The organism is Staphylococcus sp. NRL 16/872 (assembly GCF_022815905.2).
In the GTDB taxonomy this organism is placed as follows: Bacteria; Bacillota; Bacilli; order Staphylococcales; family Staphylococcaceae; genus Staphylococcus.
Map to the genome: position 1 here is coordinate 1,249,893 of NZ_CP119327.1, position 26,038 is coordinate 1,275,930.

General features: G+C 33.4%; 24 protein-coding genes, 1 other RNA gene and 1 other annotated feature. Of the genes, 23 read left to right on the top strand and 2 right to left on the bottom strand.

All coding sequences use genetic code 11. The annotated features are described in order from the left end of the window. The first annotated feature begins 9 nt into the window (after nt 1-9). The 6 genes from dtd to MT340_RS06300 all read left to right on the top strand — a co-directional run bounded on the left by dtd (nt 10) and on the right by MT340_RS06300 (nt 6,031). Complete coding sequence (gene dtd / locus MT340_RS06275) at nt 10-462, top strand: D-aminoacyl-tRNA deacylase (protein ID WP_243589215.1); 453 nt, start codon at nt 10-12, stop codon at nt 460-462. Continuing rightward, nucleotides 459-1,334, top strand: coding sequence for an N-acetylmuramoyl-L-alanine amidase (locus tag MT340_RS06280; protein ID WP_243603682.1), 876 nt, complete (start codon nt 459-461; stop codon nt 1,332-1,334). Before dtd ends, MT340_RS06280 begins: the two co-directional genes overlap by 4 nt. Before the next feature lie 367 nt (nt 1,335-1,701). Continuing rightward, nucleotides 1,702-2,964: a histidine--tRNA ligase gene (gene hisS, locus MT340_RS06285; protein ID WP_243589217.1), complete on the top strand. Its 1,263-nt coding sequence runs from the start codon at nt 1,702-1,704 to the stop codon at nt 2,962-2,964. Between the two features lie 17 nt (nt 2,965-2,981). Further along, complete coding sequence (gene aspS, locus MT340_RS06290) at nt 2,982-4,748, top strand: aspartate--tRNA ligase (protein WP_243589218.1); 1,767 nt, start codon at nt 2,982-2,984, stop codon at nt 4,746-4,748. Nucleotides 4,749-4,975: 227 nt separating this feature from the next. Further along, a non-coding RNA gene (ssrS, locus tag MT340_RS06295) (6S RNA) lies at nt 4,976-5,166 on the top strand. Nucleotides 5,167-5,254: 88 nt separating this feature from the next. After that, complete coding sequence (locus MT340_RS06300) at nt 5,255-6,031, top strand: tRNA threonylcarbamoyladenosine dehydratase (protein ID WP_243589219.1); 777 nt, start codon at nt 5,255-5,257, stop codon at nt 6,029-6,031. Between the two features lie 60 nt (nt 6,032-6,091). On the opposite strand, the gene MT340_RS06305 is transcribed toward MT340_RS06300, so the two are convergent. Then, on the bottom strand, nt 6,092-7,360 hold the full coding sequence (locus MT340_RS06305) for a replication-associated recombination protein A (protein ID WP_243589220.1): 1,269 nt from the start codon (nt 7,358-7,360) through the stop codon (nt 6,092-6,094). 85 nt (nt 7,361-7,445) lie between these two features. On the opposite strand from MT340_RS06305, the gene cymR reads away from it, so the two are divergent. Then, nucleotides 7,446-7,868: a cysteine metabolism transcriptional regulator CymR gene (gene cymR, locus MT340_RS06310; RefSeq protein ID WP_243603683.1), complete on the top strand. Its 423-nt coding sequence runs from the start codon at nt 7,446-7,448 to the stop codon at nt 7,866-7,868. A 139-nt stretch (nt 7,869-8,007) separates the two neighbouring features. Continuing rightward, a complete protein-coding gene (locus MT340_RS06315) occupies nt 8,008-8,151 on the top strand; it encodes an SAS049 family protein (protein WP_243589221.1) in 144 nt (47 codons plus the stop codon). A gap of 565 nt (nt 8,152-8,716) precedes the next feature. Here MT340_RS06315 and MT340_RS06320 read toward each other — a convergent pair. Beyond that, nucleotides 8,717-9,721, bottom strand: coding sequence for an LLM class flavin-dependent oxidoreductase (locus tag MT340_RS06320; RefSeq protein ID WP_243589222.1), 1,005 nt, complete (start codon nt 9,719-9,721; stop codon nt 8,717-8,719). A 236-nt stretch (nt 9,722-9,957) separates the two neighbouring features. Between MT340_RS06320 and MT340_RS06325 the strand changes: the two genes are divergently transcribed. The 15 genes from MT340_RS06325 to MT340_RS06395 all read left to right on the top strand — a co-directional run bounded on the left by MT340_RS06325 (nt 9,958) and on the right by MT340_RS06395 (nt 26,035). Then, nucleotides 9,958-11,097, top strand: coding sequence for a cysteine desulfurase family protein (locus tag MT340_RS06325; protein WP_243589223.1), 1,140 nt, complete (start codon nt 9,958-9,960; stop codon nt 11,095-11,097). A gap of 2 nt (nt 11,098-11,099) precedes the next feature. Further along, nucleotides 11,100-12,212, top strand: coding sequence for a tRNA 2-thiouridine(34) synthase MnmA (gene mnmA, locus MT340_RS06330; RefSeq protein ID WP_243589224.1), 1,113 nt, complete (start codon nt 11,100-11,102; stop codon nt 12,210-12,212). A gap of 101 nt (nt 12,213-12,313) precedes the next feature. Beyond that, nucleotides 12,314-12,985 carry a tetratricopeptide repeat protein gene (locus tag MT340_RS06335; protein ID WP_243589225.1) on the top strand — a complete coding sequence of 224 codons (672 nt, stop codon included), beginning with the start codon at nt 12,314-12,316 and terminating at the stop codon, nt 12,983-12,985. A 1-nt stretch (nt 12,986) separates the two neighbouring features. Next, nucleotides 12,987-15,434 (top strand): SF1B family DNA helicase RecD2, encoded by a 2,448-nt coding sequence (recD2, locus tag MT340_RS06340; RefSeq protein WP_243603684.1) that lies wholly within the window; start codon nt 12,987-12,989, stop codon nt 15,432-15,434. 27 nt (nt 15,435-15,461) lie between these two features. Beyond that, nucleotides 15,462-15,659, top strand: a binding site (T-box leader). A 67-nt stretch (nt 15,660-15,726) separates the two neighbouring features. Then, the gene (gene alaS / locus MT340_RS06345; protein WP_243603685.1) at nt 15,727-18,357 is read left to right on the top strand and encodes an alanine--tRNA ligase; all 2,631 of its coding nucleotides are present in this window, start codon (nt 15,727-15,729) and stop codon (nt 18,355-18,357) included. 64 nt (nt 18,358-18,421) lie between these two features. Continuing rightward, a complete protein-coding gene (locus MT340_RS06350; protein WP_103328434.1) occupies nt 18,422-18,682 on the top strand; it encodes an IreB family regulatory phosphoprotein in 261 nt (86 codons plus the stop codon). A gap of 3 nt (nt 18,683-18,685) precedes the next feature. Next, nucleotides 18,686-19,114, top strand: coding sequence for a Holliday junction resolvase RuvX (gene ruvX, locus MT340_RS06355; protein ID WP_243589228.1), 429 nt, complete (start codon nt 18,686-18,688; stop codon nt 19,112-19,114). 14 nt (nt 19,115-19,128) lie between these two features. Next, nucleotides 19,129-19,443 carry a DUF1292 domain-containing protein gene (locus MT340_RS06360; protein WP_103298274.1) on the top strand — a complete coding sequence of 105 codons (315 nt, stop codon included), beginning with the start codon at nt 19,129-19,131 and terminating at the stop codon, nt 19,441-19,443. Nucleotides 19,444-19,821: 378 nt separating this feature from the next. Beyond that, nucleotides 19,822-20,457, top strand: coding sequence for an O-methyltransferase (locus tag MT340_RS06365; RefSeq protein WP_243603686.1), 636 nt, complete (start codon nt 19,822-19,824; stop codon nt 20,455-20,457). Nucleotides 20,458-20,459: 2 nt separating this feature from the next. After that, entirely contained in the window at nt 20,460-21,383 is a 924-nt protein-coding gene (locus tag MT340_RS06370) for a peptidase U32 family protein (RefSeq protein ID WP_243589230.1), read from the top strand. A gap of 15 nt (nt 21,384-21,398) precedes the next feature. Further along, entirely contained in the window at nt 21,399-22,667 is a 1,269-nt protein-coding gene (locus MT340_RS06375; RefSeq protein ID WP_243589231.1) for a peptidase U32 family protein, read from the top strand. After that, nucleotides 22,667-23,290 (top strand): uridine kinase, encoded by a 624-nt coding sequence (gene udk / locus MT340_RS06380; RefSeq protein ID WP_243589232.1) that lies wholly within the window; start codon nt 22,667-22,669, stop codon nt 23,288-23,290. The genes MT340_RS06375 and udk overlap by 1 nt, the downstream gene beginning before the upstream one ends. 85 nt (nt 23,291-23,375) lie before the next feature. Next, the gene (gene greA, locus MT340_RS06385) at nt 23,376-23,852 is read left to right on the top strand and encodes a transcription elongation factor GreA (RefSeq protein ID WP_243589233.1); all 477 of its coding nucleotides are present in this window, start codon (nt 23,376-23,378) and stop codon (nt 23,850-23,852) included. A 460-nt stretch (nt 23,853-24,312) separates the two neighbouring features. Next, on the top strand, nt 24,313-25,044 hold the full coding sequence (gene pxpB / locus MT340_RS06390; RefSeq protein WP_243589234.1) for a 5-oxoprolinase subunit PxpB: 732 nt from the start codon (nt 24,313-24,315) through the stop codon (nt 25,042-25,044). Further along, complete coding sequence (locus MT340_RS06395) at nt 25,034-26,035, top strand: 5-oxoprolinase subunit C family protein (RefSeq protein WP_243589235.1); 1,002 nt, start codon at nt 25,034-25,036, stop codon at nt 26,033-26,035. Before pxpB ends, MT340_RS06395 begins: the two co-directional genes overlap by 11 nt. Nucleotides 26,036-26,038 lie beyond the last annotated feature (3 nt).

A 26,038-nucleotide genomic window follows, 5' to 3' on the forward strand; every position in this document is an offset into this window, starting at 1 on the left:
GCAAAAGAGATGAAAATAATTGTACAGAGAGTGAAACGAGCGTCAGTAAAAAATGTTAATATACATCACAAAATTGAAAAAGGATATTGTCTGTTAGTTGGTGTAGGCAAAGATTCTAATGAGGCGGATGTAGAAGCAGTAGCTAAAAAGATAGTAAACGCACGCTTATTTGAGGATGAGAACGGAAAATTAAATTTAAATATTCAACAAGTGGAAGGACAAATACTTTCGGTGTCTCAATTTACGCTATATGCTGACGTAAAAAAAGGTAATCGTCCAGGATTTTCAAATTCAAAAAACCCAGAAGAAGCAGAACAACTTTATGAAAAATTTAACACTGCTTTAAGAAATTACGGTGTTGAAGTAGAAACTGGAGAATTCGGTACGGACATGGAAGTAGAAATTATCAATGATGGTCCAGTGACAATTATTTATGAAAGTCAGGATGGCAAGGTGATATGAAGAAAATAGATGCATGGTTAACAAAACATGGTCTAAAAAATAGTCTCACTTTAGTTGTGGTTCTCATCTTCATTCTATTTTTGATTTTACTATTTATGTTTATGAATCATGATGACCAAGATAGCGATCGTATTACGGTAACGGAAGATGCTGAATTACGTACAGGCCCCAACGCAGGTTACCCGGTCATTTATCAAGTTGATAAAGGTGAAAGTTTTAAAAAGGTAGATAAACTTGGAAAATGTATAGAAGTAGAGAATCATAATGCTACTAAAAAGGGTTGGATTGCAGGTTGGCATACAAGCTTAAATATTACAGAGGATGTTAACAAAAAAGAGAATCCTTTGAAAAATAAATTAATTGTTCTAGACCCTGGCCATGGTGGTAGAGACCAAGGTGCTTCTAGCAATACAGCTAATAAAAGTTTAGAAAAAACCTATACTTTGAAAACAGCGAAAGAATTGAAACGAGCGCTTGAAAAAGCAGGAGCTAAAGTTAAACTAACGCGTTACGATGATACGTATGTGAGCTTAGATGATCGTAAGATGAATGGAGATGCTTATATAAGTATTCATAATGATTCTTTGGACAGTGCTAACGCAAATGGTGCCACCGTTTATTGGTATAAAGACAATCAAGAAGCACTAGCTGAAACATTGAATGAGAATATTCAAAAGAAATCTTTATTAAATAATAGAGGAACTCGCCAAGAGAACTTCCAAGTATTAAGACAAACAAATAAACCAGCTGTATTGTTAGAACTAGGCTATATTAGTAATCCTACAGATGAAATGATGATTAGAGATACGTTACATAGACAAGTCGTGGAAGAAGCGGTTGTCGATGGCTTAAAACAATATTTTGCTTCATAAAGCTTGCAAACTTAAGTTAAACTCGTTATCATAATGAGTGAACTTTATATATAATACCGTTATTATTCTTGAAAAGTTAAATGAAATAGGTAGCAGTGATGACTTTGCTTGCGTAGAGATATAATCCTTGGCTGAAAGATTATACTAAGTAATTTTACTTTTGAACACAAGAAGAGGTGCTTTAATAAATAAAGCCGGTTTACGTACGTTAAACGTTTTGAGTGGAGAGTAAAATCATTTATTTTATTCTCAATTAGGGTGGCAACACGGCGATTCGTCCCTTATATAGTTTAGTGCTATATAAGGGACTTTTTTTATTAGAGGATGTTAAGTTACTAAAGTAATAAATAGTTGAAGGAGTGGTTAGGTGATTAGAATTCCTAGAGGAACTCAAGATATTTTACCTGAGGCGTCTAGTCAATGGCGTTATATTGAAAATAAGCTAGACGAACTGATGACATTATATAACTATAAAGAAATTCGTACGCCTATCTTTGAAAGCACAGATTTATTTGCACGTGGTGTGGGAGATTCGACAGACGTGGTACAAAAGGAAATGTATACATTTAAAGATAAAGGTGATAGAAGTATTACATTAAGACCTGAAGGCACTGCTGCGGTCGTTCGTTCTTATATTGAAAATAAAATGCAAGGTAATCCAAATCAACCGATTAAATTATATTATAATGGCCCAATGTTTAGATATGAACGTAAACAAAAAGGGCGTTATCGCCAATTTAATCAATTTGGTGTGGAAGCGATTGGTGCCGAAAATCCTAGTATCGATGCTGAAGTGTTAGCAATGGTAATGCATATTTATGAGTCATTTGGTCTAAAACACTTAAAATTAGTTATTAACAGTATTGGAGATGCGTCTTCACGTAAAGAATATAACGATGCATTGGTAAAACATTTTGAACCAGTGATAGATACATTCTGCCCTGATTGCCAATCACGTTTACACAGTAATCCAATGCGTATCTTAGATTGTAAAGTTGACCGTGATAAAGAAGCGGTTAAAAACGCGCCACGTATTACTGATTATTTAAATAGCGAATCAAAAGCTTATTATGAGGAAGTTAAAGGTTACTTAGATGAGTTAGGTATTAATTATGTAGAAGATCCTAACTTAGTTCGTGGTCTTGACTATTACACTCATACTGCTTTTGAACTTATGATGGATAACCCTAACTATGATGGGGCAATCACTACACTATGTGGTGGCGGTCGTTATAATGGCTTATTAGAGTTATTGGACGGCCCAAGTCAAACTGGTATTGGTTTCGCTTTAAGTATTGAAAGATTACTTTTAGCACTTGAAGAAGAAGGCATTGAATTAGATGTTGAAGATGATTTTGATTTATTCATAGTGACTATGGGAGAAGAAGCTGAACGCTATAGTGTGAAACTATTAAATAATTTAAGAAAACACGGCGTTAAAGCTGATAAAGATTATTTAAAACGTAAAATTAAAGGTCAAATGAAACAAGCCGATCGTTTAAATGCTAAATATACAGTTGTAATAGGTGATCAAGAACTTGAAAATAATCAAATAGATGTGAAAAATATGGCAACAGGTGAATCAAAAACTGTTAAATTAGATGAACTTGTTAACTTTTTTGAAAAATAATAAAAGGAGAATTAAAAATGAGTAAGAGAACAACTTATTGTGGTTTAGTTACAGAAGAATTATTAGATCAAAAAGTAACTTTAAAAGGATGGGTACACAACCGTCGTGATTTAGGTGGGTTAATCTTTGTTGACTTACGTGACAGAGAAGGTATCGTTCAAATCGTATTTAACCCTGATTTCTCTGCAGAAGCATTGAGTATTGCTGAAACAGTACGTTCTGAATATGTAGTTGAAGTTGAAGGTACAGTAACAAAACGTGATCCTGAAACAGTGAACCCTAAAATTAAAACTGGACAAGTGGAAGTACAAGTTTCAAATATTACAATCATAAATAAAGCAGAAACACCTCCATTCTCAATTAACGAAGAAAATCAAAATGTAGATGAAAACATTCGTTTAAAATATCGTTATTTAGATTTAAGACGTCCAGAATTAGCTCAAACATTTAAAATGAGACATCAAACAACACGATCTATTCGTGAATATTTAGATAATAGTGGTTTCTTTGATATAGAAACACCAGTATTAACTAAATCTACACCAGAAGGTGCTCGTGACTACTTAGTACCATCTCGTGTACATGAAGGTGAATTTTACGCATTACCACAATCACCACAATTATTTAAACAATTATTAATGATTAGTGGTTTCGATAAATACTATCAAATCGTTAAATGTTTCCGTGACGAAGACTTACGTGCTGATCGTCAACCAGAATTTACTCAAGTCGATATCGAAATGAGCTTTGTAGATCAAGAAGATATTATTCAAATGGGCGAAGAAATGCTTCGTAAAGTAGTTAAAGACGTTAAAGGTATTGAATTAGAAGACGAATTCCCACGTATGACATACGCTGAAGCAATGCGTCGTTATGGTTCAGACAAACCAGATACACGATTTGGAATGGAATTAATTGACGTATCTCAATTAGGGAAAGAAATGGATTTCAAAGTATTTAAAGATACTGTTGAAAATAATGGTGAAGTTAAAGCAATTGTTGCTGAAGGCGCTGCAGACAATTACACTCGTAAAGATATGGACGGCTTAACTGAGTTTGTAAACATTTATGGTGCTAAAGGATTAGCTTGGGTTAAAGTTGTAGATGACGGTTTAAGTGGTCCAATCGCTCGTTTCTTTGAAGACCAAAATGTAGCAACATTAAAAGAATTAACTGGCGCTAAATCAGGCGACTTAGTTATGTTCGTTGCAGATAAACCAAGTGTTGTGGCTCAAAGTTTAGGCGCATTACGTGTGAAACTTGCTAAAGAGCTTGGCTTAATTGATGAAACTAAATTAAACTTCTTATGGGTAACTGATTGGCCATTATTAGAATATGATGAAGATGCTAAACGCTATGTAGCAGCACATCATCCTTTCACATCACCTAAACAAGAAGATATTGCTAAATTAGATTCAGAACCTGAAAACGTTGAAGCTAACGCTTATGACATCGTACTAAACGGCTATGAATTAGGTGGGGGATCTATCAGAATCTCAGATAGCCAATTACAAGAAAAAATGTTCGAAGTTCTAGGATTTACTAAAGAACAAGCTAGAGAACAATTTGGCTTCTTATTAGATGCATTCAAATATGGTGCACCGCCACACGGTGGTATCGCATTAGGTTTAGACCGTTTAGTAATGTTATTAACTAATCGCACTAACTTACGTGATACAATTGCATTTCCTAAAACTGCTTCAGCTACATGTCTGCTTACAGATGCACCTGGAGAAGTTTCTGATAAACAACTTGAAGAATTATCATTAAGAATTCGTCATTAATATAAATAATTAAATAGTAAATTTGCAGAGGCTGTTAATAGAGGATTTTCATACTTTATTAGCAGTCTTTTTTTAGGAAAAAGAAGCAACCATTACTTTTTAAACTACTATAATTATATTATGTCAACTTATAATATTTAAAAATTTTTTTATCACAAGTTTGAATTTCTGACAATTCTTAAGGATTTCTTTATTTTGAGGTTTGTGCTATTATATCTATATAAGATAGTCATCTGTATTGTACGTATGTTTGCTTTTTATTTGGGCCTAACACTTTTTGATCAGGGAGCCCAATAGGTTTTCTTGCAGCGCACACGCCTCAATAGGAGGACTTGCAAAACAAGAAACAGGGCACCCACCTGTATATAGCAGGCCGAATGATCAAGCTTTTTATAACTACGGCAATTACGGACTCTATCGGTACGCAAGACTTTTGTCTTGCGTATTTTTATTTGTCTTTTTCTGTTAATATTATGGTAACGTAATGTTTGATAAAGGAGTTCAAAATGAAACATCAATTTTCAAGAAATGAATTAGCATATGGTAAAGAAGGTTTAGATTTATTAAAGAATAAAACAGTGGCCGTGTTAGGAGTAGGGGGCGTTGGTTCATTTGCAGCTGAGGCGCTTGCTAGAACAAATATTGGTCATATTATTCTTATAGATAAAGATGACGTCGATATTACAAACGTCAATCGTCAAATTCATGCTTTAACTACAACTATTGGCCAAAGCAAAGTAACGCTTATGGAAGAAAGAATTAAATTAATTAATCCTGATTGTAAAGTAACACCTTTACATATGTTTTATACTGAAGAGACTTATGAAGATTTATTCAACAACTATGATATCGATTATTTCATAGATGCTAGTGATACGATTATATATAAAGTACATCTTATGAAAGAATGTCTAGAACGTGGAATTAAAGTGATTTCAAGTATGGGCGCTGCTAATAAGACTGATCCTACACGTTTCCAGATTGCAGATATCTCTAAAACGTATATGGATCCCATGGCTAAAATTATTAGAAATAAATTAAAACGTCAGGGTATTAAAAAAGGTATTCCTGTAGTATTCTCAGATGAAAGTCCTATCGTAATACGTGAAGATGTAAAAGCAACGGTGGGGGACCCGAATGCTAGTAACCGTAAAGGTCAAATGCCTCCTTCTTCAAATGCATTTGTACCTAGCACAGTAGGTTTAATATGTGCCAGTTACGTAGTTAACGATATCTTAAAAGATGTACCAGTTCGACGCATTAAAGATAAAGGTAATTTTTAATTAAAAAAGACTATGAAATTGAGAGGAATGATATCACTCTATATTTCATAGTCTTTAACTTTATTTTTTATTGCGAAGATTATCATATACTGCTTTAAATTGTTGCTCACTTTTTGATGTCGTCTTCGGTTCATAATAAATTTTATTTTTTAATTTATCTGGTAAATATTGTTGAACTACATAACTATTTTCATAATTATGAGGGTATTTATATCCAATTGCTCGTCCTAATTCTTTCGCTCCTTTATAGTGCCCATCTCTTAAATGATCAGGGATTTGACCAACTTGGCCTTTACGTATATCACTCAAGGCGCTATCAATTGCCATGATAGCTGAATTAGATTTAGGTGATAGCGAAAGTTCAATTACTGCTTGGCTAAGAGGTATGCGTGCCTCTGGGAAACCTAAGCGTTCAGCAGATTGTATAGCTGCAAGCGTTCGTTGTCCAGCACTTGGCGAAGCGAGACCGACATCTTCATAACTAATGACTAATAAACGTCTGACAATCGTTGGTAAATCTCCAGCTTCAATTAATCTTGCTAAATAATGTAATGCTGCATTCACATCGCTACCTCTAATTGATTTTTGAAAAGCACTCATCACATCATAATGCATATCTCCATCTTTATCGCTTACAAAAGCACCTTTTTGCAAACAATCCTTTGCATCTGATAATGTTATACGACGTTGTTCATCTGCTACATCAGCACTTAACACTGCTAATTCTAAAGCGTTTAATGCACTTCTAACGTCTCCATGACTTTGAGTTGAAAAGTATTCAAGTGCATCTTCGTCAACAACTGGATTATATATTTTCAATCCTCGTTCTTCATCTGACAAAGCTCTATCAAGGGCTACACGGACGTCATTCTCATCTAAAGCATATAACTCAAATATTTGCGCTCTAGAACGTATAGCAGGATTGATAGCATGATATGGATTAGAAGTAGTTGCACCAATTAATACAATTTTTCCGTTCTCTAGATGTGGTAGTAGAAAATCCTGTTTTGCTTTATCTAAACGATGGATTTCATCTAATAGTAAAATGACTTGACCAGACATTTTTGCTTCTTCCACGACTAATTGCATATCTTTTTTAGTATTAGTTACTGCATTAAGTTGTCTAAATTTATATTCAGTACTTCCTGAAATAGCTTTAGCAATACTTGTTTTACCAATTCCAGGAGGTCCATAAAAAATCATTGAGGATAAACGTTTGGTTTCAACCATACGTCTTATGATACCTTTGGGTCCTACTAAATGCTGTTGTGAAATAATTTCATCTATATTAGTAGGGCGCATCCTTGAAGCTAATGGTTCAGTACTCACGTTTTTCACACCTTTCTATTACTATCTTAACTGAAAAAATGCTAGAATGGGAATATATATTATTCGAATTAAGTGAGGTAATGTTATGAAAATATCAACGAAAGGGAGATATGGGTTAACTTTAATGATATCCCTAGCTAAAAGAGAAGGGCAAGGGTGTGTATCATTAAAAACAATCGCAGAAGAAAATAAATTAAGTGATTTATATCTTGAACAACTCGTAGGCCCTTTAAGAAATGCTGGATTAATTCGAAGTGTTCGTGGTGCTAAAGGTGGCTATCAACTAAGAGTACCATCTGACGAAATTACAGCAGGCGATATCATTCGCTTATTAGAGGGTCCTATTACAATTGTAGAAAGTATTGAATCTGAACCACCTGCTCAAAAACAATTATGGCTTCGCATGAGAGATGCCGTACGTGAAGTTTTAGATAATACAACGTTAAAATATTTAGCAGATTATATCGAAACTGATGATAAATTAGATGGATATATGTTTTATATTTAAATTTTTTAGCTAAAATATGTTTATTCATAAATTAAAGGTGGTAATTAAGTAATACATCTAGTCGATAACGTTTTGTTATCGTAGATAAAACAAAAATTAGTTATTAAATTATGCTTAAATTTGAAAGGAGAATTTCATTATGGGATTCATGGATAAAGCTAAAGAGGCTGCAGACAAATTTAAAAATAGTGATAACGAACAAGTTGATAAAGTAAAAGATCAAATCAACGAATACACTGGCGGTAATAATGACAGTGATAAAAAAGATGAAGACGATAAATAAATATTAATTTTAGGGACGGTAATCACCGTCCTTTTTTATACCATAAAACCCTTCAAAAACTATTCAAAAGTAATTGAAGGGTTAATTTTATATATAGAATATTTAATTATATATAATTGTGAAAACATCAAGTAAAGCTTTGTGACACCTGAGGGTTTTAAAGTTATCGACGAACGTAAGTGTTCAAACACTTACGTAAGAAGTTCTAAGATGAATAACGAATGATGTTGAGCGCGGGGCCCCAGCACAAAGACTTTCGCATAGAAAGTCTACAAACAAAGCAAGCTGGGGAAGGACCTTAAGTGCTTACACACTTAAGTAAGTAGTTCTAAGATAGATAACGAAACGTAGTTGAGTGACGCCTAAGGGAGCAGGATGAGTGTCGAGACCGTGGCTCGACCCAGCCCCCTAGGCAAGCATCTCAACTTAAGTGAGTGAATATCTATCTAAGAACGACTTTATAAGACTACAGGCTTAAGCCTTTCCCGCAAGAAAGCGTCGCAACAAAAATGAGTGAACATCTATCTAAGAACTACTTTACTAACTTCTAGCTTTATTATTAATATTACTTATTCAAAGATTGAACTACATTTTTCAAACGCTCAAATGATTCAAACTGTTTATCTTGATCGTAAATATAACTAATACCCATTAGCTCATCAATTTCTCCATATTCTTCAATAAAGTCTTCTAATTTCTGTTTAACCGTAGCTTCTGAACCCACTAATGAATCATTAAATCGTTGTTTCGCCATTTCATATTCTCGTGGCGTCAATAATCCTTGTAAATCATTTGTTGGTGGTTGAACTGGTTGCATTCTACCACGAGCGATACCAATAAACACCTGAGCCAACGTACTTGCTAAATATTCAGCTTCTTCATCTGTTTCAGCGACAATAGCGTTTAAACACACTATCATATAAGGCTCTTGTAATACCTCAGAAGGTTCAAATAATTCTTTATAAATTTGAATCGCTTCTTTCATTTGTTGAGGTGCAAAATGTCCAGCAAATACATAAGGTAAACCTTTACGTGCAGCTAAATGCGCAGAATCTGTTGATGAACCTAGAATATATAATGGTACATTTTTTCCTACTGCTGGATAAGCGCGCACATACGCTTGTTTATTACCTGGACCAAAGTACGTTTGAAGTTGTTCTACTTCTTCTGGAAAGGCATAAACACCGTTATGTTGGTCACGGCGTAACGCACTCGCTGTCATCATATCTGTACCAGGTGCTCTTCCTAAACCAAGATTCACTCTATTTGGGAAAAGTGTTTCCATCGTACCAAATTGTTCTGCCACTATTAATGGCGCGTGGTTAGGTAACATGATACCGCCTGAACCCACTTTGATATTTTGAGTATGTTCTAATGTATGTTGAATGAGTAATGCTGTAGCTGAACTTACTAAGTTAGGTGCATTATGATGTTCAGCAATCCAATATCTTTCATAATCAAGCTCATCAAGTTTTTGAGCTAACGCAACCATATCGTTAATGGCGTCTTTATCACTTTGACCTTCTTTAATAGGCACTAAATTAAGTGCAGAAAATTTCATATTAGACATTTGCAAAGACTCCTTTATTTTTTACTATGGTTTAGTGTAACAAGATGGACGACGATGAGTTATTAATTTGCTCACTGTGTATGTAGAAGACATTTTCAAAAATAAAAAATGTATAAATAGAGAAGGGATAAATGTTAAAATATGAAGTAATGAAGTTACAAACAACAATGTAGAAAAATTGATGGTTAGGTGCTATTATAGGAACATTGATAATATTGTGAGGAGTGTACAAAATAATGGAAGTATATGCAGATTATGCTGCAACTACCCCAGTTAAACCAGAAGTGATAGATGCAATGATGGAAATTTACCAATCGCATTATGGTAATCCATCTTCAATTCATACAATAGGGCGAGATGCACGTCGTTATTTAGACGAATCTAGAAGAACAGTTGCTAAACTTCTTGGCGCTAAACCAAGTGAAGTGATTTTTACAAGTGGTGCTACTGAATCTAACAACACTGCTATTAAAGGTTTAGTTTATGAAAATGAACATTTAGGAAATCATATCATTACTACTAAAATCGAACATCACTCAGTACTTCATGTCTTTGAAGAGCTTGAAAAAGAAGGATATGATGTTACTTATTTAGATGTAGATGATACAGGTAAAGTAGATTTAGATCAGTTAGAAGAAGCGTTAACTGAAGATACAATTTTAGTTTCAATTATGTTCGTTAATAACGAAGTTGGAACGGTTGAACCAATTTATGATATTGAAGATATCGTTGCTCAATCAAGTGCATTACTACATGTTGATGCTGTGCAAGCTGTAGGTCATCTTGATATAAAATTTGAAGACTTCAAAATCGATACTATGAGTGTCACTGCTCATAAATTCGGAGGTCCTAAAGGCGTGGGAGTGTTATTAGTTAAAGATCAAACGCCTATCGAATTCTCTCAATTAGGTGGCGAACAAGAAACGAAACGACGTGCTGGAACTGAAAATTTAGCGCAAATCGTTGGTTTAACAAAAGCTCTAGAACTTGCTGATGAAAATCGAGACAATAACAATATTCATTTAATGCAATTAAAAGAATTGTTTTTAGTTAGTTTACAAGAACGTGCAATTCCTTTCGAAGTGAATGGTTCAATGGTAGAAACAACTGGGCATATATTAAATTTATATTTCCCATTTATAGATGTAGAAACAATGCTAACATTGTTAGACTTGTCTAATATTTATGTTTCTTCTGGATCAGCATGTACGGCTGGTTCAACTACTCCTTCACATGTTTTAGCAGCGATGTATGAAGATGAGGAACGTGCTAAACATTCAGTACGCTTTAGTTTTAATGAACAAACAACTGAGCAAGAAATTAAATATATCGTAGCTGAAATTCATAAAATTTATCATAAATTTAAGGAGGAATAAAATTGTCAAACAAAGATATACGCGTTGTAGTTGGTATGTCTGGTGGCGTTGATAGTTCAGTTACTGCGTATGTATTAAAAGAACAAGGTTATGATGTCATTGGTATTTTCATGAAAAACTGGGACGACACGGATGAAAATGGTGTATGTACAGCAACAGAAGATTATAATGACGTGATTGCGGTATGTAACCAAATTGGCATACCTTATTATGCAGTTAATTTTGAACAAGAATATTGGGATAAAGTATTTACTTACTTTTTAGATGAATATAAAAAAGGACGCACACCTAATCCAGATGTAATGTGTAATAAAGAAATTAAATTTAAAGCATTCTTAGAACATGCACTTAAACTAGGTGCAGACTATGTGGCAACAGGACATTATGCTCGTATTCGTCGTCATGAAGATGGACACGTAGAAATGTTAAGAGGCGTAGATAACAATAAAGACCAAACTTATTTCTTAAACCAATTATCTCAACAACAATTATCTAAAGTCATGTTCCCAATTGGTGATATTGAGAAAAAAGAAGTACGTAGAATCGCAGAAGAACAAGATTTAGCTACTGCTAAGAAAAAAGATTCTACTGGTATTTGCTTTATTGGCGAACGTAATTTTAAATCATTCTTATCACAATATCTTCCAGCTCAATCAGGAGAAATGAGAACATTAGATGGTAAGAAAATGGGTATGCACAATGGATTAATGTATTATACGATTGGTCAACGTCATGGTTTAGGTATTGGTGGGGACGGAGATCCTTGGTTTGTAGTTGGTAAAAACTTACAAGATAACGTGCTATACGTTGAACAAGGTTTTCATCATGATGCATTATATAGCGATTACCTTATCGCTTCTGACTTCTCATTTGTAAATCCTGTCGACTTAGAAGAAGGATTTGAATGTACAGCTAAATTTAGATATCGTCAAAAAGATACTAAAGTATTTGTACAAAAAGAAAACGATAATTCAATTCGCGTTACTTTTGATGAACCTGTACGTGCGATTACTCCTGGACAAGCAGTTGTATTTTATGACGGAGAAGTTTGTCTTGGTGGCGCTACAATTGATGATGTATACAAAACAACTGGCCAATTAAGTTACGTGGTTTAATTTAAATATATTGATGTAGGGCTGGGAATAATAACGTCCCAGTTCTTTTCTTTTTTGAAAATTAATTTCGTAAATAATACATATAATTGAGGAGATTTGTAATGGTAAATCAAGAAACAATTTATGAATGGATAAAAAAAGGACAGTTAGAACAAGCTTTACAAGCGTTGTTTAATAATATTGAAGAAGAGCCAAACGTAGTTGAAAATTATATCAATGCTGGTATTGTTTTAGCAGACGCTGGCGGAGTTGAAAAAGCGGAACGCTTTTTCCAAAAAGCTATTACAATTGATGACAAGAATGGTGCAGTTTATTATAATTTAGCTAACTTATATTATAATCAAGATCGTTATCAAGAGGCTATCAAACTATATCAACTTGCTTTAAAACATGATATGGCTAAAGTGGATACAAACTATATGATTGGTATGGCATTTAATCAATTAGATTCCCACAGAGAAGCTATGCCGTTCTTAATGACAGCAGCTGAACTGGATGAAAACAATGATGCGGAAGTTCAATTCCAATATGGATTAGTCTTATGTCATTTAGAACTGTTTAAAGAAGCTATTAAACAGTTAAATAAAGTACTCACTATTGATTCTAAACATGTTGATGCATTATATAATTTAGGCCTTGCCACATACATGGAAACAGAAAATGTAGACGAGGCGATTGCTTATTTTGATAAAGCAATTGAAATCGACCCTAAACATTTGTTAAGTCAACATGCGAAACAAACATTTCAATCTTTAAAAGCGCAGGAGGAATAATATGTCAGACCCTACACTATTTGACTATTCAATGATTAAGGGGACAGTAGATGCTATTTTATTTCAGAACCAAGATAATTTTTATACTGTTCTTAAAATCGATACCATTGAAACGAATGAATCATTTGATAACTTGCCCACAGTTGTAGGGTTCTTTCCAAATATTGCTGAAGGCGATGTTTATATTTTTAAAGGACAAGTGGTTGAACATCCTCGTTACGGTAAACAGTTAAAGGCTGAAACATTTGAAAAAGAGTTGCCGCAAACTAAAGATGCGATTGTGAGTTACTTATCAAGTGACCTTTTCAAAGGAATAGGGAAAAAAACGGCTCAAAATATTGTAAATACTTTAGGTGAAAATGCAATTAATGATATTTTGAATGATGCTACTGTTTTGGAAAAAGTGCCGAGTTTACCTAAAAAGAAACAACAGCAAATAGCTGAACAAATTAGCGCAAATCAAGAATCAGAAAAAGTGATGATTCGTTTACATGACTTAGGATTTGGGCCTAAGTTATCAATGGCGATTTATCAATTTTACCAATCAGAAACATTAAATGTACTAGAGAAAAATCCCTACCAACTTGTTTACGATGTGAAAGGTATTGGATTCCAAAAAGCTGATACATTAGCGCGCAATAATGGAATAGAATTTAATGATCCAGAAAGATTGAAAGCAGGACTTCTATATACGCTAGAGGAAGAATGTATTAAACAAGGGCATACATACTTATCTTATCAATTTGTGATAGAAGTTACACAAGAGATGTTAAGTGACCCGCGTAATGAAGAAGTAGTAGAGGGCAATCAATTAGAAGAAGTACTACAAATTCTGGCGGAAGAAAGTAAACTTGTATTTGAAAATGACCGTGTAGCTATACCAAGTCTTTACTATTCCGAATTAAAAAGTGTGCAAAACTTATATCGTATAAAAACGTATAAAAATAAACTTAAAGAAATAGAACAGTCTGATTTACAATTACACATTGGTGAGATTGAAGACAGTAATAATGTGAGTTATGCGCCTTCGCAAAAAGAAGCGTTGCAAACCGCTATCAATTCCAAAATTATGCTCTTAACAGGCGGGCCAGGTACGGGTAAAACGACAGTTATTAAAGGAATCGTCGAATTATACGCTGAAATTCATGGCCTATCATTAAATTATTCTGATTATGAAGAAGATGATTATCCGATTGTCTTAGCTGCGCCTACTGGACGTGCGTCTAAGCGTCTTCAAGAGTCAACGGGACTAGAAGCGATGACGATTCATCGTTTGATAGGTTGGAATCAAGATACGCAACCTGAAGATATTTTAGATAATGAAATCAATGCCAAATTAATAATTATAGATGAGATGTCTATGGTAGATACGTGGTTATTCCATCAATTTCTAAGTGCCGTGCCTTTAGATGCACAAATTATTCTAGTAGGTGATGAAGACCAATTACCTTCAGTAGGTCCTGGTCAAATATTTAAAGATTTAATAGACTCTAATGCTTTACCACGCGTTAATCTTACTGAAGTGTATCGTCAGCAAGATGGTTCAAGTATTATTGATTTGGCACATCGTATGAAACATGGTGAACCAATCGATATTACAAAACGTTATCATGATAGAAGTTTTATTAACTGTAACGTTGATCAAATCCCCGATGTAGTTGAAAAGGTCGTTTCAAGTGCAGTGAAAAAAGGTTATGATATGAGCGACATTCAAGTGTTAGCACCGATGTACAAAGGGAGCGCTGGAATCAAACGACTTAACCAGGTATTGCAAGACATTTTAAATCCTAAAAAAGATGATGTTAGAGAAATTGAATTTGGAGATATTAACTTCCGAAAAGGAGATAAAGTACTCCAATTAGTAAATAGACCTAATGATAATATTTTTAATGGCGATATTGGCGTAATTGTCGGCATTTTCTGGGCAAAGGAAAATGCGCTCAATAAAGATGTACTTGTCGTGGATTTTGAAGGCAATGAAATCACGTTCACTCGTCAAGATTTATTAGAATTAACGCATGCTTATTGTACATCGATTCATAAATCACAGGGCTCAGAATTTCCGATTGTCATCATGCCGATAGTTAAACAATATTTTAGAATGTTACAACGTCCAATACTATATACTGGGCTTACTCGAGCTAAGCAATCACTCGTTTTATTAGGTGATCCAAAAGCATTTGAAATTGGCTTAAATACACAAGGACAAACGCGTCAAACACAACTTCGCGAACTGATTCTTGCTTACTTTGAAGTTGATACGCCTTCTGAAGATACCTCTACGCAAGGTAAGAATGGTGAGACTGAGGGTTATGGTTTAAATGAAGAAGCCGAAGAAAGTGCACATGATGTTCAGGACCGAATTGTGTTAAGTGAAGCAACGATTTATCAAATTAATCCAATGATTAATATGGGTGACGTTTCGCCATATGACTTTGTCGAACGTTGACATTTAACTGAAAAATACTTAAAATAAATTTAAATTCGCATGAAGATGAGTAGGCAATTTAAACACTTTTAGAGATGCACTGGCTGGTGAAAAGTGCAAGGTTGATTGTTGAACGCTACTTCATGGTAGTTTCATAATGTAATTAAGTGATAAACAAAGATAGTATTGTGATACAGTCATTGTGTTTATAACTAGGGTGGTACCGCGAAAACGTTCGTCCCTTGATTGAGGATGGGCGTTTTTTTGTTTTTCTTTAATTTTCAAAAATAAAGAATGTTTAGGAGTGGAATAAATGAAAAATTTAAAAGCAAGTGACATTCGTCAAATGTATATTGATTTCTTTGTTGAAAAAGAGCATATGGTTGAGCCTTCTGCGCCATTAGTACCAATTGATGATGACTCTTTATTATGGATTAACTCAGGTGTAGCAACACTAAAAAAATATTTCGATGGTCGTGAAACACCTAGAAAACCTAGAATTGTTAACTCTCAAAAAGCAATTAGAACTAACGATATTGAAAATGTTGGTTTTACTGCTAGACACCATACATTTTTTGAAATGTTAGGAAACTTCTCTATTGGGGATTATTTTAAAAAAGAAGCAATTGAATTTGCATGGGAATTCTTAACTAGTGACAAATGGATGGGTATGGAACCGGAAAAATTATATGTAACGATTCATCCAGAAGATACAGAAGCTTACCGTTTATGGAATGAAGAAGTTGGTCTTGAAGAAAGTCGCATTATTAGAATTGAAGGTAACTTCTGGGATATTGGTGAAGGTCCTTCAGGTCCGAATACTGAAATCTTCTATGATCGTGGTGAAGAATATGGTCAAGATGATCCTGCTGAAGAAATGTATCCAGGCGGAGAAAACGAACGCTATTTAGAAGTATGGAACCTAGTATTCAGTGAGTTTAACCATAATAAAGATAATACGTATACTCCACTACCAAATAAAAATATTGATACTGGTATGGGATTAGAACGTATGGCTTCAATCTCACAAAATGTTCGTACTAACTATGAAACAGATTTATTTATGCCTATCATTCATGAAGTTGAAAATGTTTCAGGCAAAAAATATTTAGAAGTACCTGAACAAGATGTGGCATTTAAGGTAATTGCTGATCACATTAGAACAATTGCATTTGCGATTTCTGATGGCGCATTACCATCAAACGAAGGACGAGGCTATGTGTTACGTCGTTTATTACGTCGTGCAGTAAGATTTAGCCAAACTCTTGGAATTAACGAACCATTCATGTATAAACTAGTAGATATCGTGGCTGACATTATGGAACCTTATTATCCAAATGTTAAGGAGAAAGCTACATTCATTAAACGTGTAGTGAAATCAGAAGAAGAACGTTTCCACGAGACTTTACAAGAAGGCTTAGCTATTTTAAATCAATTAATTGATAAAGCGAAAGCATCTACAAATGAAATTAATGGTTCTGATGCATTCAAACTTTATGACACTTATGGTTTCCCAATTGAATTAACTGAAGAATTATCAAGTCAAGAAGGCATTAGCGTTGATATGGCGACGTTCGAAGAAGAAATGCAACAACAACGTACTCGTGCTAGAGAAGCACGTCAAAGTTCTCAATCTATGCAAGTACAAAGTGACGTATTAAAAAATATTAATACTGATAGCAAATTTGTAGGTTATGAAACTACAGATTATCAAACTACATTAACAGATCTAATTTTCAACGGTGAAAAAGTTGAAAGTGTAGAGGCTGGCGAAACAATTTACTTTATTCTTAAAGAAACACCGTTCTATGCTGTTAGTGGTGGACAAGTAGCTGATAAAGGTACTGTAAGTAATGATAACTTTGAAATCGAAGTTCAAGAAGTAACTAAAGCACCAAATGGCCAAAATTTGCATAAAGGTGTCGTTCAATTTGGACAAGTTACTGTTAACAGCGAAGTAGATGCAAGTGTAAATCGCGATGAACGTAAAGATATTCAAAAGAACCACAGTGCTACACACTTGTTACACGCTGCGTTAAAAGAAGTATTAGGCGAGCATGTTAACCAAGCTGGTTCTTTAGTTGAAAGTGAAAGATTAAGATTTGACTTCTCTCATTTCGGTCCAATGACACAAGAAGAAATTGATCGCGTAGAGAGACGTGTAAATGAAGAAATCTGGAGAGGCATCTCTGTTCACATTCAAGAAATGCCAATAGCTGAAGCTAAAGAAATGGGCGCTATGGCATTATTCGGTGAAAAATATGGCGATATCGTGCGTGTAGTAAATATGGCACCATTCTCAATCGAGTTATGTGGTGGTATTCACGTAGATAATACAGCTGAAATTGGTTTATTTAAAATTGTAAGTGAATCAGGTACTGGTGCAGGTGTAAGACGTATCGAAGCTTTAACTGGTAAAGCTGCATTCTTATATTTAGAAGAAGTCCAAAACAAATTCAATGCTATTAAAACTCAATTAAAAGTTAAATCAGATAATCAAGTCTATGATAAAGTAATCCAAATTCAAGATGAACAAAAAGAACTTCATAAACAATTAGAACAACGCAATAAAGAAATCACATCACTTAAAATGGGTAATATTGAGGATCAAATTGAAACAATTAATGGTTTCAAAGTACTTGCTACTGAAGTTGAAGTTTCAAATCCTAAAGAAATTAGACAAACAATGGATGACTTTAAATCAAAACAACAAGATGCTATCATCATTTTAGCAAGTGAAGTAAACGGTAAGGTTTCACTAATCGCAACAGTCCCTAAAGAATATACCAACCAAATTAAAGCTGGAGATATTATAAAAAATATGGCTCCTGTTGTTGGTGGTAAAGGTGGCGGCCGTCCTGACATGGCTCAAGGTGGCGGTACTGAACCAGAAAATATCTCAAACTCATTACGCTTTATTAAAGATTACATTAAAAACCTATAACTTTGTAATCAACTAGTGTAAAATTATTATGTAAGATAATTCGTATTAGAGGAGTGTCGCATCTATGGAAAATATTGATAAAACAATGAAGTTTAACTATGAAGAAATCCCTAAAGAAAATGTCGAATCAGTCTTAAATAACGTACATCGAACACTTGAAGAACGTGGCTATAATGCTGTAAATCAAATTGTTGGTTATTTATTATCTGGAGATCCAGCATATATACCACGTCAAAATGATGCCCGTAATCAAATCCGTCATATCGATCGTGATGTAATTATGGAAGAGCTTGTTTCAAACTATCTTAAAGAGCATAAGCAATAATTTATGTTAGCACACAAGATTTTAGGTTTAGATGTAGGAAGTAAAACTGTAGGCATTGCAATTAGCGATTTAATGGGATGGACTGCCCAAGGATTAGACACTCTGAGAATTAATGAGGAAAATAACGAATTTGGTATTGATGAGTTAGTAACAATTATTAAAGAACACAATGTAGGTTCAGTAGTAATTGGTCTACCAAAAAATATGAATAATTCTATTGGATTTCGTGGCGAAGCTTCGTTACAATACAAGGAGTTGCTACAAGAAGCATTACCAGATATAGAAATAATTATGTGGGATGAGCGCCTAAGCACAATGGCCGCTGAACGCTCTCTACTTGAAGCAGATGTTTCAAGACAAAAAAGAAAGAAAGTTATTGATAAAATGGCCGCTGTATTTATCTTGCAAGGCTATTTAGACTCTATCCAATAAAGGAGAATTAAATTATGACTGAACATAATCACGACCATAACTCTGAGTTAAATATTAGTAATGAAGAAGAACTATTAACATTATTTGATGAAGATGGTAATGAAGTTTTATACAGAAAGATGTTAGAATTCTATCATCCAGAATTCAAAAAAGAATATGTTATTTTAGCCGAAGAAGGCGCTCAATCAGATGACGATGATATGATTGAACTTATCCCAATGATTAATGAACCTGATGAATCAGGCGACGGTGGTAAATTAGTACCAATCGAAACTGATGAAGAATGGGATATGATTGAAGAAGTCGTTAATACAAACATGGAAGAGTAGAGATTTAATAGCTATTCTGTTCATGTAAAATTGAATAATAAATGTTAGTCTCCTCCATATTATGAATTGATTATGGAGGAGTTTTTTTGCGCTATATTTATTTGTCAATCTGCGCAGTAGGGTTATAATTTCGAAAATTTTTGTAGTATGATTGTTTCAAAACAGATAGAAAGGCCTCGTTTTCCAAATTCGTTCTTAAATTTAGTTTGAAACTATGGTAAAATATATAAAGTTTAAATCTTATAAGCATATATTAATCATTCAATCAGTCATTAAATATATAAGTTTTCGAGTTAAAACTTATTTTAAGAAGTAAAACTTCCAGTAAATAGACTGATTATTTTTAATGTTATTTTGTATTTTAAAAGGAAGTAAAAAATGGAAGCAAATCAACAGTATTTACTTGAAATACATGAAAAAACAAATAATCATATTGAAGAATTAAGAGCTTATGCTGAAGAACATGCTGTACCTATTATTGATAGATTATCTCTTGAACTAGTCAAACAATTAATAAGAATACATCAAGCTAAAAATATACTTGAGATAGGAACGGCTATCGGCTACAGTTCAATGCAATTCGCTTCAATTTCAGAAGATATAAGCATAACAACAATTGAACGTGATGAAGATATGATTCAACAAGCTAAATCAAATTTTGAAAAATTTGGTTACAATAAACAAATTAGACTTATTGAAGGTAATGCATTAGAACAATATACCAATGTGGATGACCAAGAATACGATATTATATTTATTGATGCGGCAAAAGCACAATCCAAAAAATTCTTTGAACTATATACACCTTTACTTAAAAAAGGTGGTCTTGTCATTACAGATAATGTACTTTATCACGGGTTCGTAGCGGATATAGAGGTTGTACGCTCTAGAAATGTTAAACAAATGGTCAAAAAAGTGCAAAAATTTAATGCTTGGTTAATGACACAAGAAAATTATCAAACTAATTTTGTAAATATGGATGATGGGTTAGCCATATCTATTAAAGGAGAATAAATATGACAGAATTACTAGTTACTCCTAAATCACTGGCTCATATGGAAACATTAATTGATTTAGGTGCTGATGCATTTGTTATTGGAGAAGAAAAGTTTGGGTTACGATTAGCAGGAGAATTTAATCGTGACGATATTAAACAAGCTGTTAAATTAGCACATGATAACGAGAAAAAAGTTTATGTTGCTGTAAATGGCATTTTCCATAATTATCATTTAAATGCGCTTGAAGATTATATTAATTTTTTACATGAAGTCAACGTCGATCGAATTATATTTGGTGATCCAGCTGTAGTGATGTTCGTTAAGCAACAAAATAATCCAATTCCACTAAATTGGGACGCTGAAACTATTGTAACAAACTACTTCCAATGTAATTATTGGGGAAAAAGAGGCGCACAAAGAGCAGTATTAGCGCGTGAATTAAACTTAGATGAAATTATTAATATTAAAGAAAATGCTGATGTAGAAATTGAAGTTCAGGTACATGGCATGACTTGTATGTTCCAATCTAAACGTATGTTACTTGGCAATTATTATACATTCCAAGATAGACAAATGAAGATTCAACGTGATAAAGACGATACTGAGTTATTATTATATGATGAAGAACGTGATAATAAATATCCTGTGTTCGAAGATTATAATGGTACACATATTATGTCACCTAATGATATTTGCTTAATAGAAGAACTTGAGCCGTTCTTTGAGGCTGACATTGATTCATTTAAAATTGATGGCGTCTTGCAAAGTGAAGAATATATTAACACTGTAACGACTCAATATAGAGAAGCTATAGATTTATATAATGAAGATCCTGAAGCATATGAAGATGAAAAATTTATGTTAGTAGATCCTATTGAAGAAATTCAACCAGAACATCGTCCAATCGATGAAGGATTTTTATACAAACAAACTGTTTATTAAAAGGGAGGCGCTTATATGAAAACATTAACTGAAATTAATTCAACAAGTAAAGCTAAAGTTAAAAAACCTGAATTATTAGCGCCTGCTGGTAATTTAGAAAAATTAAAAATTGCTGTACATTATGGCGCAGACGCTGTGTTCCTAGGTGGACAAGAATATGGTTTAAGATCTAACGCGGATAACTTTACTTTATCAGAAATTAAAGAAGGCGTAGAATTCGCTAATCAGTATGGCGCAAAAATCTATGTCACTACAAATATTATTGCACATGATGAAAATATCGACGGCTTAGAATCTTATTTAATGGAATTAGATGCAACTGGTGCAACTGGAATCATAGTGGCTGATCCACTTATTATTGAAACATGTAAACGCGTAGCACCAAGATTAGAAATTCATCTATCTACACAGCAATCTCTTTCTAATTATAAAGCAGTAGAATATTGGAAAGAGGAAGGATTAGATCGCGTAGTATTAGCACGTGAAACAGGTGCTATGGAAATGAAAGAAATGAAAGAAAATGTAGATATTGAAATTGAGGCATTTATTCATGGTGCGATGTGTATCGCTTATTCAGGTAGATGTACGCTTAGTAACCATATGACGGCACGAGACTCTAATAGAGGTGGTTGCTGTCAAAGTTGTCGTTGGGATTATGATCTACTTTCTGTCGATGAAGATGGAGAATTAGATTTGTATTATCAAGATGGTGAGGTTGTACCGTTCGCCATGAGCCCTAAAGATTTAAAATTAGTAGAATCAATTCCACAAATGATGGACATCGGTATCGATTCACTTAAAATCGAAGGTCGTATGAAATCAATTCACTATATTGCTACGGTAGTTTCAGTTTATCGAAAGGTTATCGATGCATATGCAGAAGATCCTGAGAATTTTAAAATTAAACCTGAGTGGTTAATCGAATTAGATAAATGTGCTAATAGAGATACTGCGCCAGCTTTCTTTGAAGGTACACCTGGATATGAAGAGCAAATGTTTGGTTTACAGCAAAATAAAAAATCACCTTATGATTTTTGTGGGCTAGTATTAGATTATGATGCTGAGTCTCAAATGGCAACTATCCAACAGCGTAACCATTTTAAACCTGGTCAAGAAATTGAATTCTTCGGACCTGAAATTGAAAGTTTTAATCAAGTTATCGATGACATATATGATGAAGAAGGAAATCGCCTGGATGCTGCACGTCATCCACTTCAAATAGTTCAAATCAAAGTGAAACATCCTATTTATCCTAACAACATGATGAGAAAGGAAGTCGGATAATGTCGAACACAACAATTATTGGAATTGCAGGCGGATCTGGCTCAGGCAAAACTACAGTTACTAATGAAATTATGAAGAATTTAGAAGGACATAGCGTAGCTTTATTAGCACAGGATTATTATTATAAAGATCAATCACATTTAACTTTTGAAGAACGTTTAGAAACGAACTACGACCATCCTTTCGCTTTTGATAATGATTTATTAATAGAAAATTTAAAAGACCTACGCAACGGTCATGCCGTGGAAGTTCCTACTTATGACTACACTAACCACACAAGAAGTGATGAAACAATTGCATTTGAGCCTAAAGATGTTATTATCGTAGAAGGAATATTTGCATTAGAAAATAAAACTTTACGTGATATGATGGATGTTAAAATATATGTTGATACTGATGCCGACTTAAGAATCTTACGCCGTTTAGTGCGAGATACAAAAGAGCGTGGACGCTCAATGGAATCAGTTATTAATCAATATTTAAATGTTGTCAGACCTATGCATAATCAATTTATTGAACCAACTAAACGTTATGCAGATATTATTATTCCAGAAGGTGGAAGTAATAAGGTCGCAATAGATATTATGACAACCAAAATCCAAACACTTGTAAGTAAGCAATAGCTTACGAGTAACTCAATATTACAACTAACTTATTTTATTTATTTTGAAAAGTTAAATATTAGTATGGGAAAAGGAAGATGACATAATGGAAAATCAAAAACAATATCCAATGACTCAAGAAGGTTATGAGCAATTAGAACAAGAATTAGAAGAATTAAAAACGGTTAAACGTCCAGAAGTAGTTGAAAAAATTAAAGTTGCACGTTCATTTGGTGACTTATCTGAGAACTCAGAGTATGATGCAGCTAAAGATGAACAAGGCTTTATCGAACAAGATATTCAACGTATTGAACATATGTTACGCTATGCTTTAATTATTGAAGATACTGGCGATAACAACGTTGTACAAATTGGTAAAACTGTTACTTTTGTAGAATTACCTGGCGATGAAGAGGAAAGTTACCAAATTGTTGGTTCTGCAGAAGCTGATGCATTCAAAGGTAAAATTTCAAACGAATCTCCAATGGCTAAATCTTTAATCGGTAAAAGTTTAAATGATGAAGTTCGAGTTTCACTTCCAAATGGTGGCGAAATTAAAGTTAAAATCGTAAATATTAAATAGATTATGCGACACTTCAAATGTAAATTTTTCATTTGAAGTGTTTCTTTAATATTGCTTAATATAAGGTGCAATTTTACTATTTATAAGTATTTTAAACTCTAAAATATACATTTTATATTACGAATATCACTAAATATTTTTAAAAATTATAAATTTTTCATGACAAAATCCATTTTATATGCTTAAATAACTATGTAAATACAACTGAATAAACACTATGAATACAATAAAGTAAGCGATTACAATTTTGTCCTTACTTTTTTTATTATTCATAATTTGAAATACTTATTAAACAACTACGATATACAAATGATATAATTTTTTATAAATATTAATTATTGTCTAGCTAAGCTAACCACATTTTCAAAATAAATAATGGCTAATTTAATAGATAATTAGATAAAATTATAAATTTTGCTTTACAATATGTGTATAGCTTTTATAGGGGGGAGGCATCACATTGGAAATTAAAGTTATAAATGAACAATCAATTTTACTTTATTTTAAAGAAGAAATTAGTGAAAAAAATTATAAAGATGTAGATACAACTACACAATACATACTTTCAAAACATATTTCAGCTATTAGAGATGTTGTACCTTCATACCGAGCAATTATGATTAATTTTGATAATAAGCAGTTAGATTATGAGCAGCTGATATCACAACTAGACTTAAACCACATTGAACTTTCTACATCAGATGAGAATGCTAATAAGAAAGTTATACATATTCCAGTACTATATAACTTAGAAGTTGGCCCGGATTTGGAGGAAGTTGCAAAACATAATGATTTAAGTGTTGATGAAGTAATTAATATCCATACTGATAATGAGTATTTAATCTATATGCTAGGATTTATGCCTGGATTCCCATTCTTAGGTGGCTTGGATAAACGTTTACACACACCTCGTCGTTCTGAACCAAGAGTTAAGATTAATGCAGGTTCAGTGGGTATTGCTAATAATCAAACAGGTTTATACCCCTCAGACTCTCCAGGAGGATGGCAAATCATTGGTCGCACACCTTTAAAAGTCTTTGACCAATATTCTGATCCAATGACGCTTTATGAAGCTGGCGACTATATTAAATTTTATGCAATTGATGAAGCTACTTTTGAAGAAATAGAAACTGAAATTGCTAACAATAAATTTAATAAAGAAAAGTGGGTGACTAATAATCATGAGCATTAAAATTATTAAGCCAGGGCTCTTTACTACAGTACAAGATTTAGGCCGTTATGGTTACCAACATTTAGGATTTTCAGGTGCTGGGGCAATGGATCAAAATAGTTTTAAAGTAGGTCAAGCTTTAATTAATAACGAGGGACCATGTCTTGAATTTACAGTGATAGGTCCAACGATTGAATTTAAAGAAGATAATACTTTTGTTATTACTGGGGGCAACTTTAATGCTAAGTTGAATCAACAAGATGTGGCATATAATACAGTATTATTTGCTGCGAAAGGTGATAAACTTGAAATTGGTTCTGCTATAGAGGGCGCTCGTGGCTATTTATTCTTCGGTCGTCCACTAGATATTATTGAAGTTGCAGATAGTTATTCAACGCATACAAGAAGTCAAATTGGTGGTTATAAAGGTAGAACTTTAAAAAAGAATGATGTTATTGAAGTTAAGTCTAACGACACTTATAAAAGCAATCTAGGTAAAACGCTTGATTATAATGCTATACCTGAAGATAACATTATTCATATTTTAGAAGGACCACAATTTGAAGCATTTTCAGAAGATAAAAGAGATCTCCTGGTTAAAAATGAATATAACATTTCTGATCAATCCGATAGAATGGGATATCGTTTGAATGGTGATAATATTGCACCAGAAGAAAGCGCTGATATCATATCTGAACCTGTAGCTTTAGGTAGTATCCAAGTGCCAAATGATGGCAATCCAATTATCCTATTAAATGATAAACAAACGGTTGGAGGCTATACAAAAATTGCCACAGTAACTCAACATGATTTAAATAAATTAGCTCAGTTGAAACCTGGTAATCAACTACAATTCAAATGGATATCAATTGAAGAAGCCAACCAATATGTACAAAATTTTGATGAAAACTTTAACGAGTTGCTTAATAGTATTGAAAAAGAACCTATATACGATATTCAATCTATGCGACCAACATCACATAAATTAGCAAAAATAATTGAGGAGGAATAATTA

Bases quoted from the DNA above. Each gene is read 5' to 3' on its own strand.
- cymR (WP_243603683.1), top strand. From the start codon at position 7,446: ATGAAAATATCAACGAAAGGGAGATATGGGTTAACTTTAATGATATCC.
- udk (WP_243589232.1), top strand. From the start codon at position 22,667: ATGTCGAACACAACAATTATTGGAATTGCAGGCGGATCTGGCTCAGGC.
- MT340_RS06300 (WP_243589219.1), top strand. From the start codon at position 5,255: ATGAAACATCAATTTTCAAGAAATGAATTAGCATATGGTAAAGAAGGT.
- MT340_RS06320 (WP_243589222.1), bottom strand. From the start codon at position 9,721: ATGTCTAATATGAAATTTTCTGCACTTAATTTAGTGCCTATTAAAGAA.
- MT340_RS06360 (WP_103298274.1), top strand. From the start codon at position 19,129: ATGACTGAACATAATCACGACCATAACTCTGAGTTAAATATTAGTAAT.
- MT340_RS06325 (WP_243589223.1), top strand. From the start codon at position 9,958: ATGGAAGTATATGCAGATTATGCTGCAACTACCCCAGTTAAACCAGAA.
- alaS (WP_243603685.1), top strand. From the start codon at position 15,727: ATGAAAAATTTAAAAGCAAGTGACATTCGTCAAATGTATATTGATTTC.
- MT340_RS06395 (WP_243589235.1), top strand. From the start codon at position 25,034: ATGAGCATTAAAATTATTAAGCCAGGGCTCTTTACTACAGTACAAGAT.
- recD2 (WP_243603684.1), top strand. From the start codon at position 12,987: ATGTCAGACCCTACACTATTTGACTATTCAATGATTAAGGGGACAGTA.
- aspS (WP_243589218.1), top strand. From the start codon at position 2,982: ATGAGTAAGAGAACAACTTATTGTGGTTTAGTTACAGAAGAATTATTA.
- ruvX (WP_243589228.1), top strand. From the start codon at position 18,686: ATGTTAGCACACAAGATTTTAGGTTTAGATGTAGGAAGTAAAACTGTA.
- MT340_RS06280 (WP_243603682.1), top strand. From the start codon at position 459: ATGAAGAAAATAGATGCATGGTTAACAAAACATGGTCTAAAAAATAGT.
- greA (WP_243589233.1), top strand. From the start codon at position 23,376: ATGGAAAATCAAAAACAATATCCAATGACTCAAGAAGGTTATGAGCAA.
- MT340_RS06370 (WP_243589230.1), top strand. From the start codon at position 20,460: ATGACAGAATTACTAGTTACTCCTAAATCACTGGCTCATATGGAAACA.
- MT340_RS06335 (WP_243589225.1), top strand. From the start codon at position 12,314: ATGGTAAATCAAGAAACAATTTATGAATGGATAAAAAAAGGACAGTTA.
- dtd (WP_243589215.1), top strand. From the start codon at position 10: ATGAAAATAATTGTACAGAGAGTGAAACGAGCGTCAGTAAAAAATGTT.
- MT340_RS06365 (WP_243603686.1), top strand. From the start codon at position 19,822: ATGGAAGCAAATCAACAGTATTTACTTGAAATACATGAAAAAACAAAT.
- MT340_RS06350 (WP_103328434.1), top strand. From the start codon at position 18,422: ATGGAAAATATTGATAAAACAATGAAGTTTAACTATGAAGAAATCCCT.
- MT340_RS06315 (WP_243589221.1), top strand. From the start codon at position 8,008: ATGGGATTCATGGATAAAGCTAAAGAGGCTGCAGACAAATTTAAAAAT.
- MT340_RS06375 (WP_243589231.1), top strand. From the start codon at position 21,399: ATGAAAACATTAACTGAAATTAATTCAACAAGTAAAGCTAAAGTTAAA.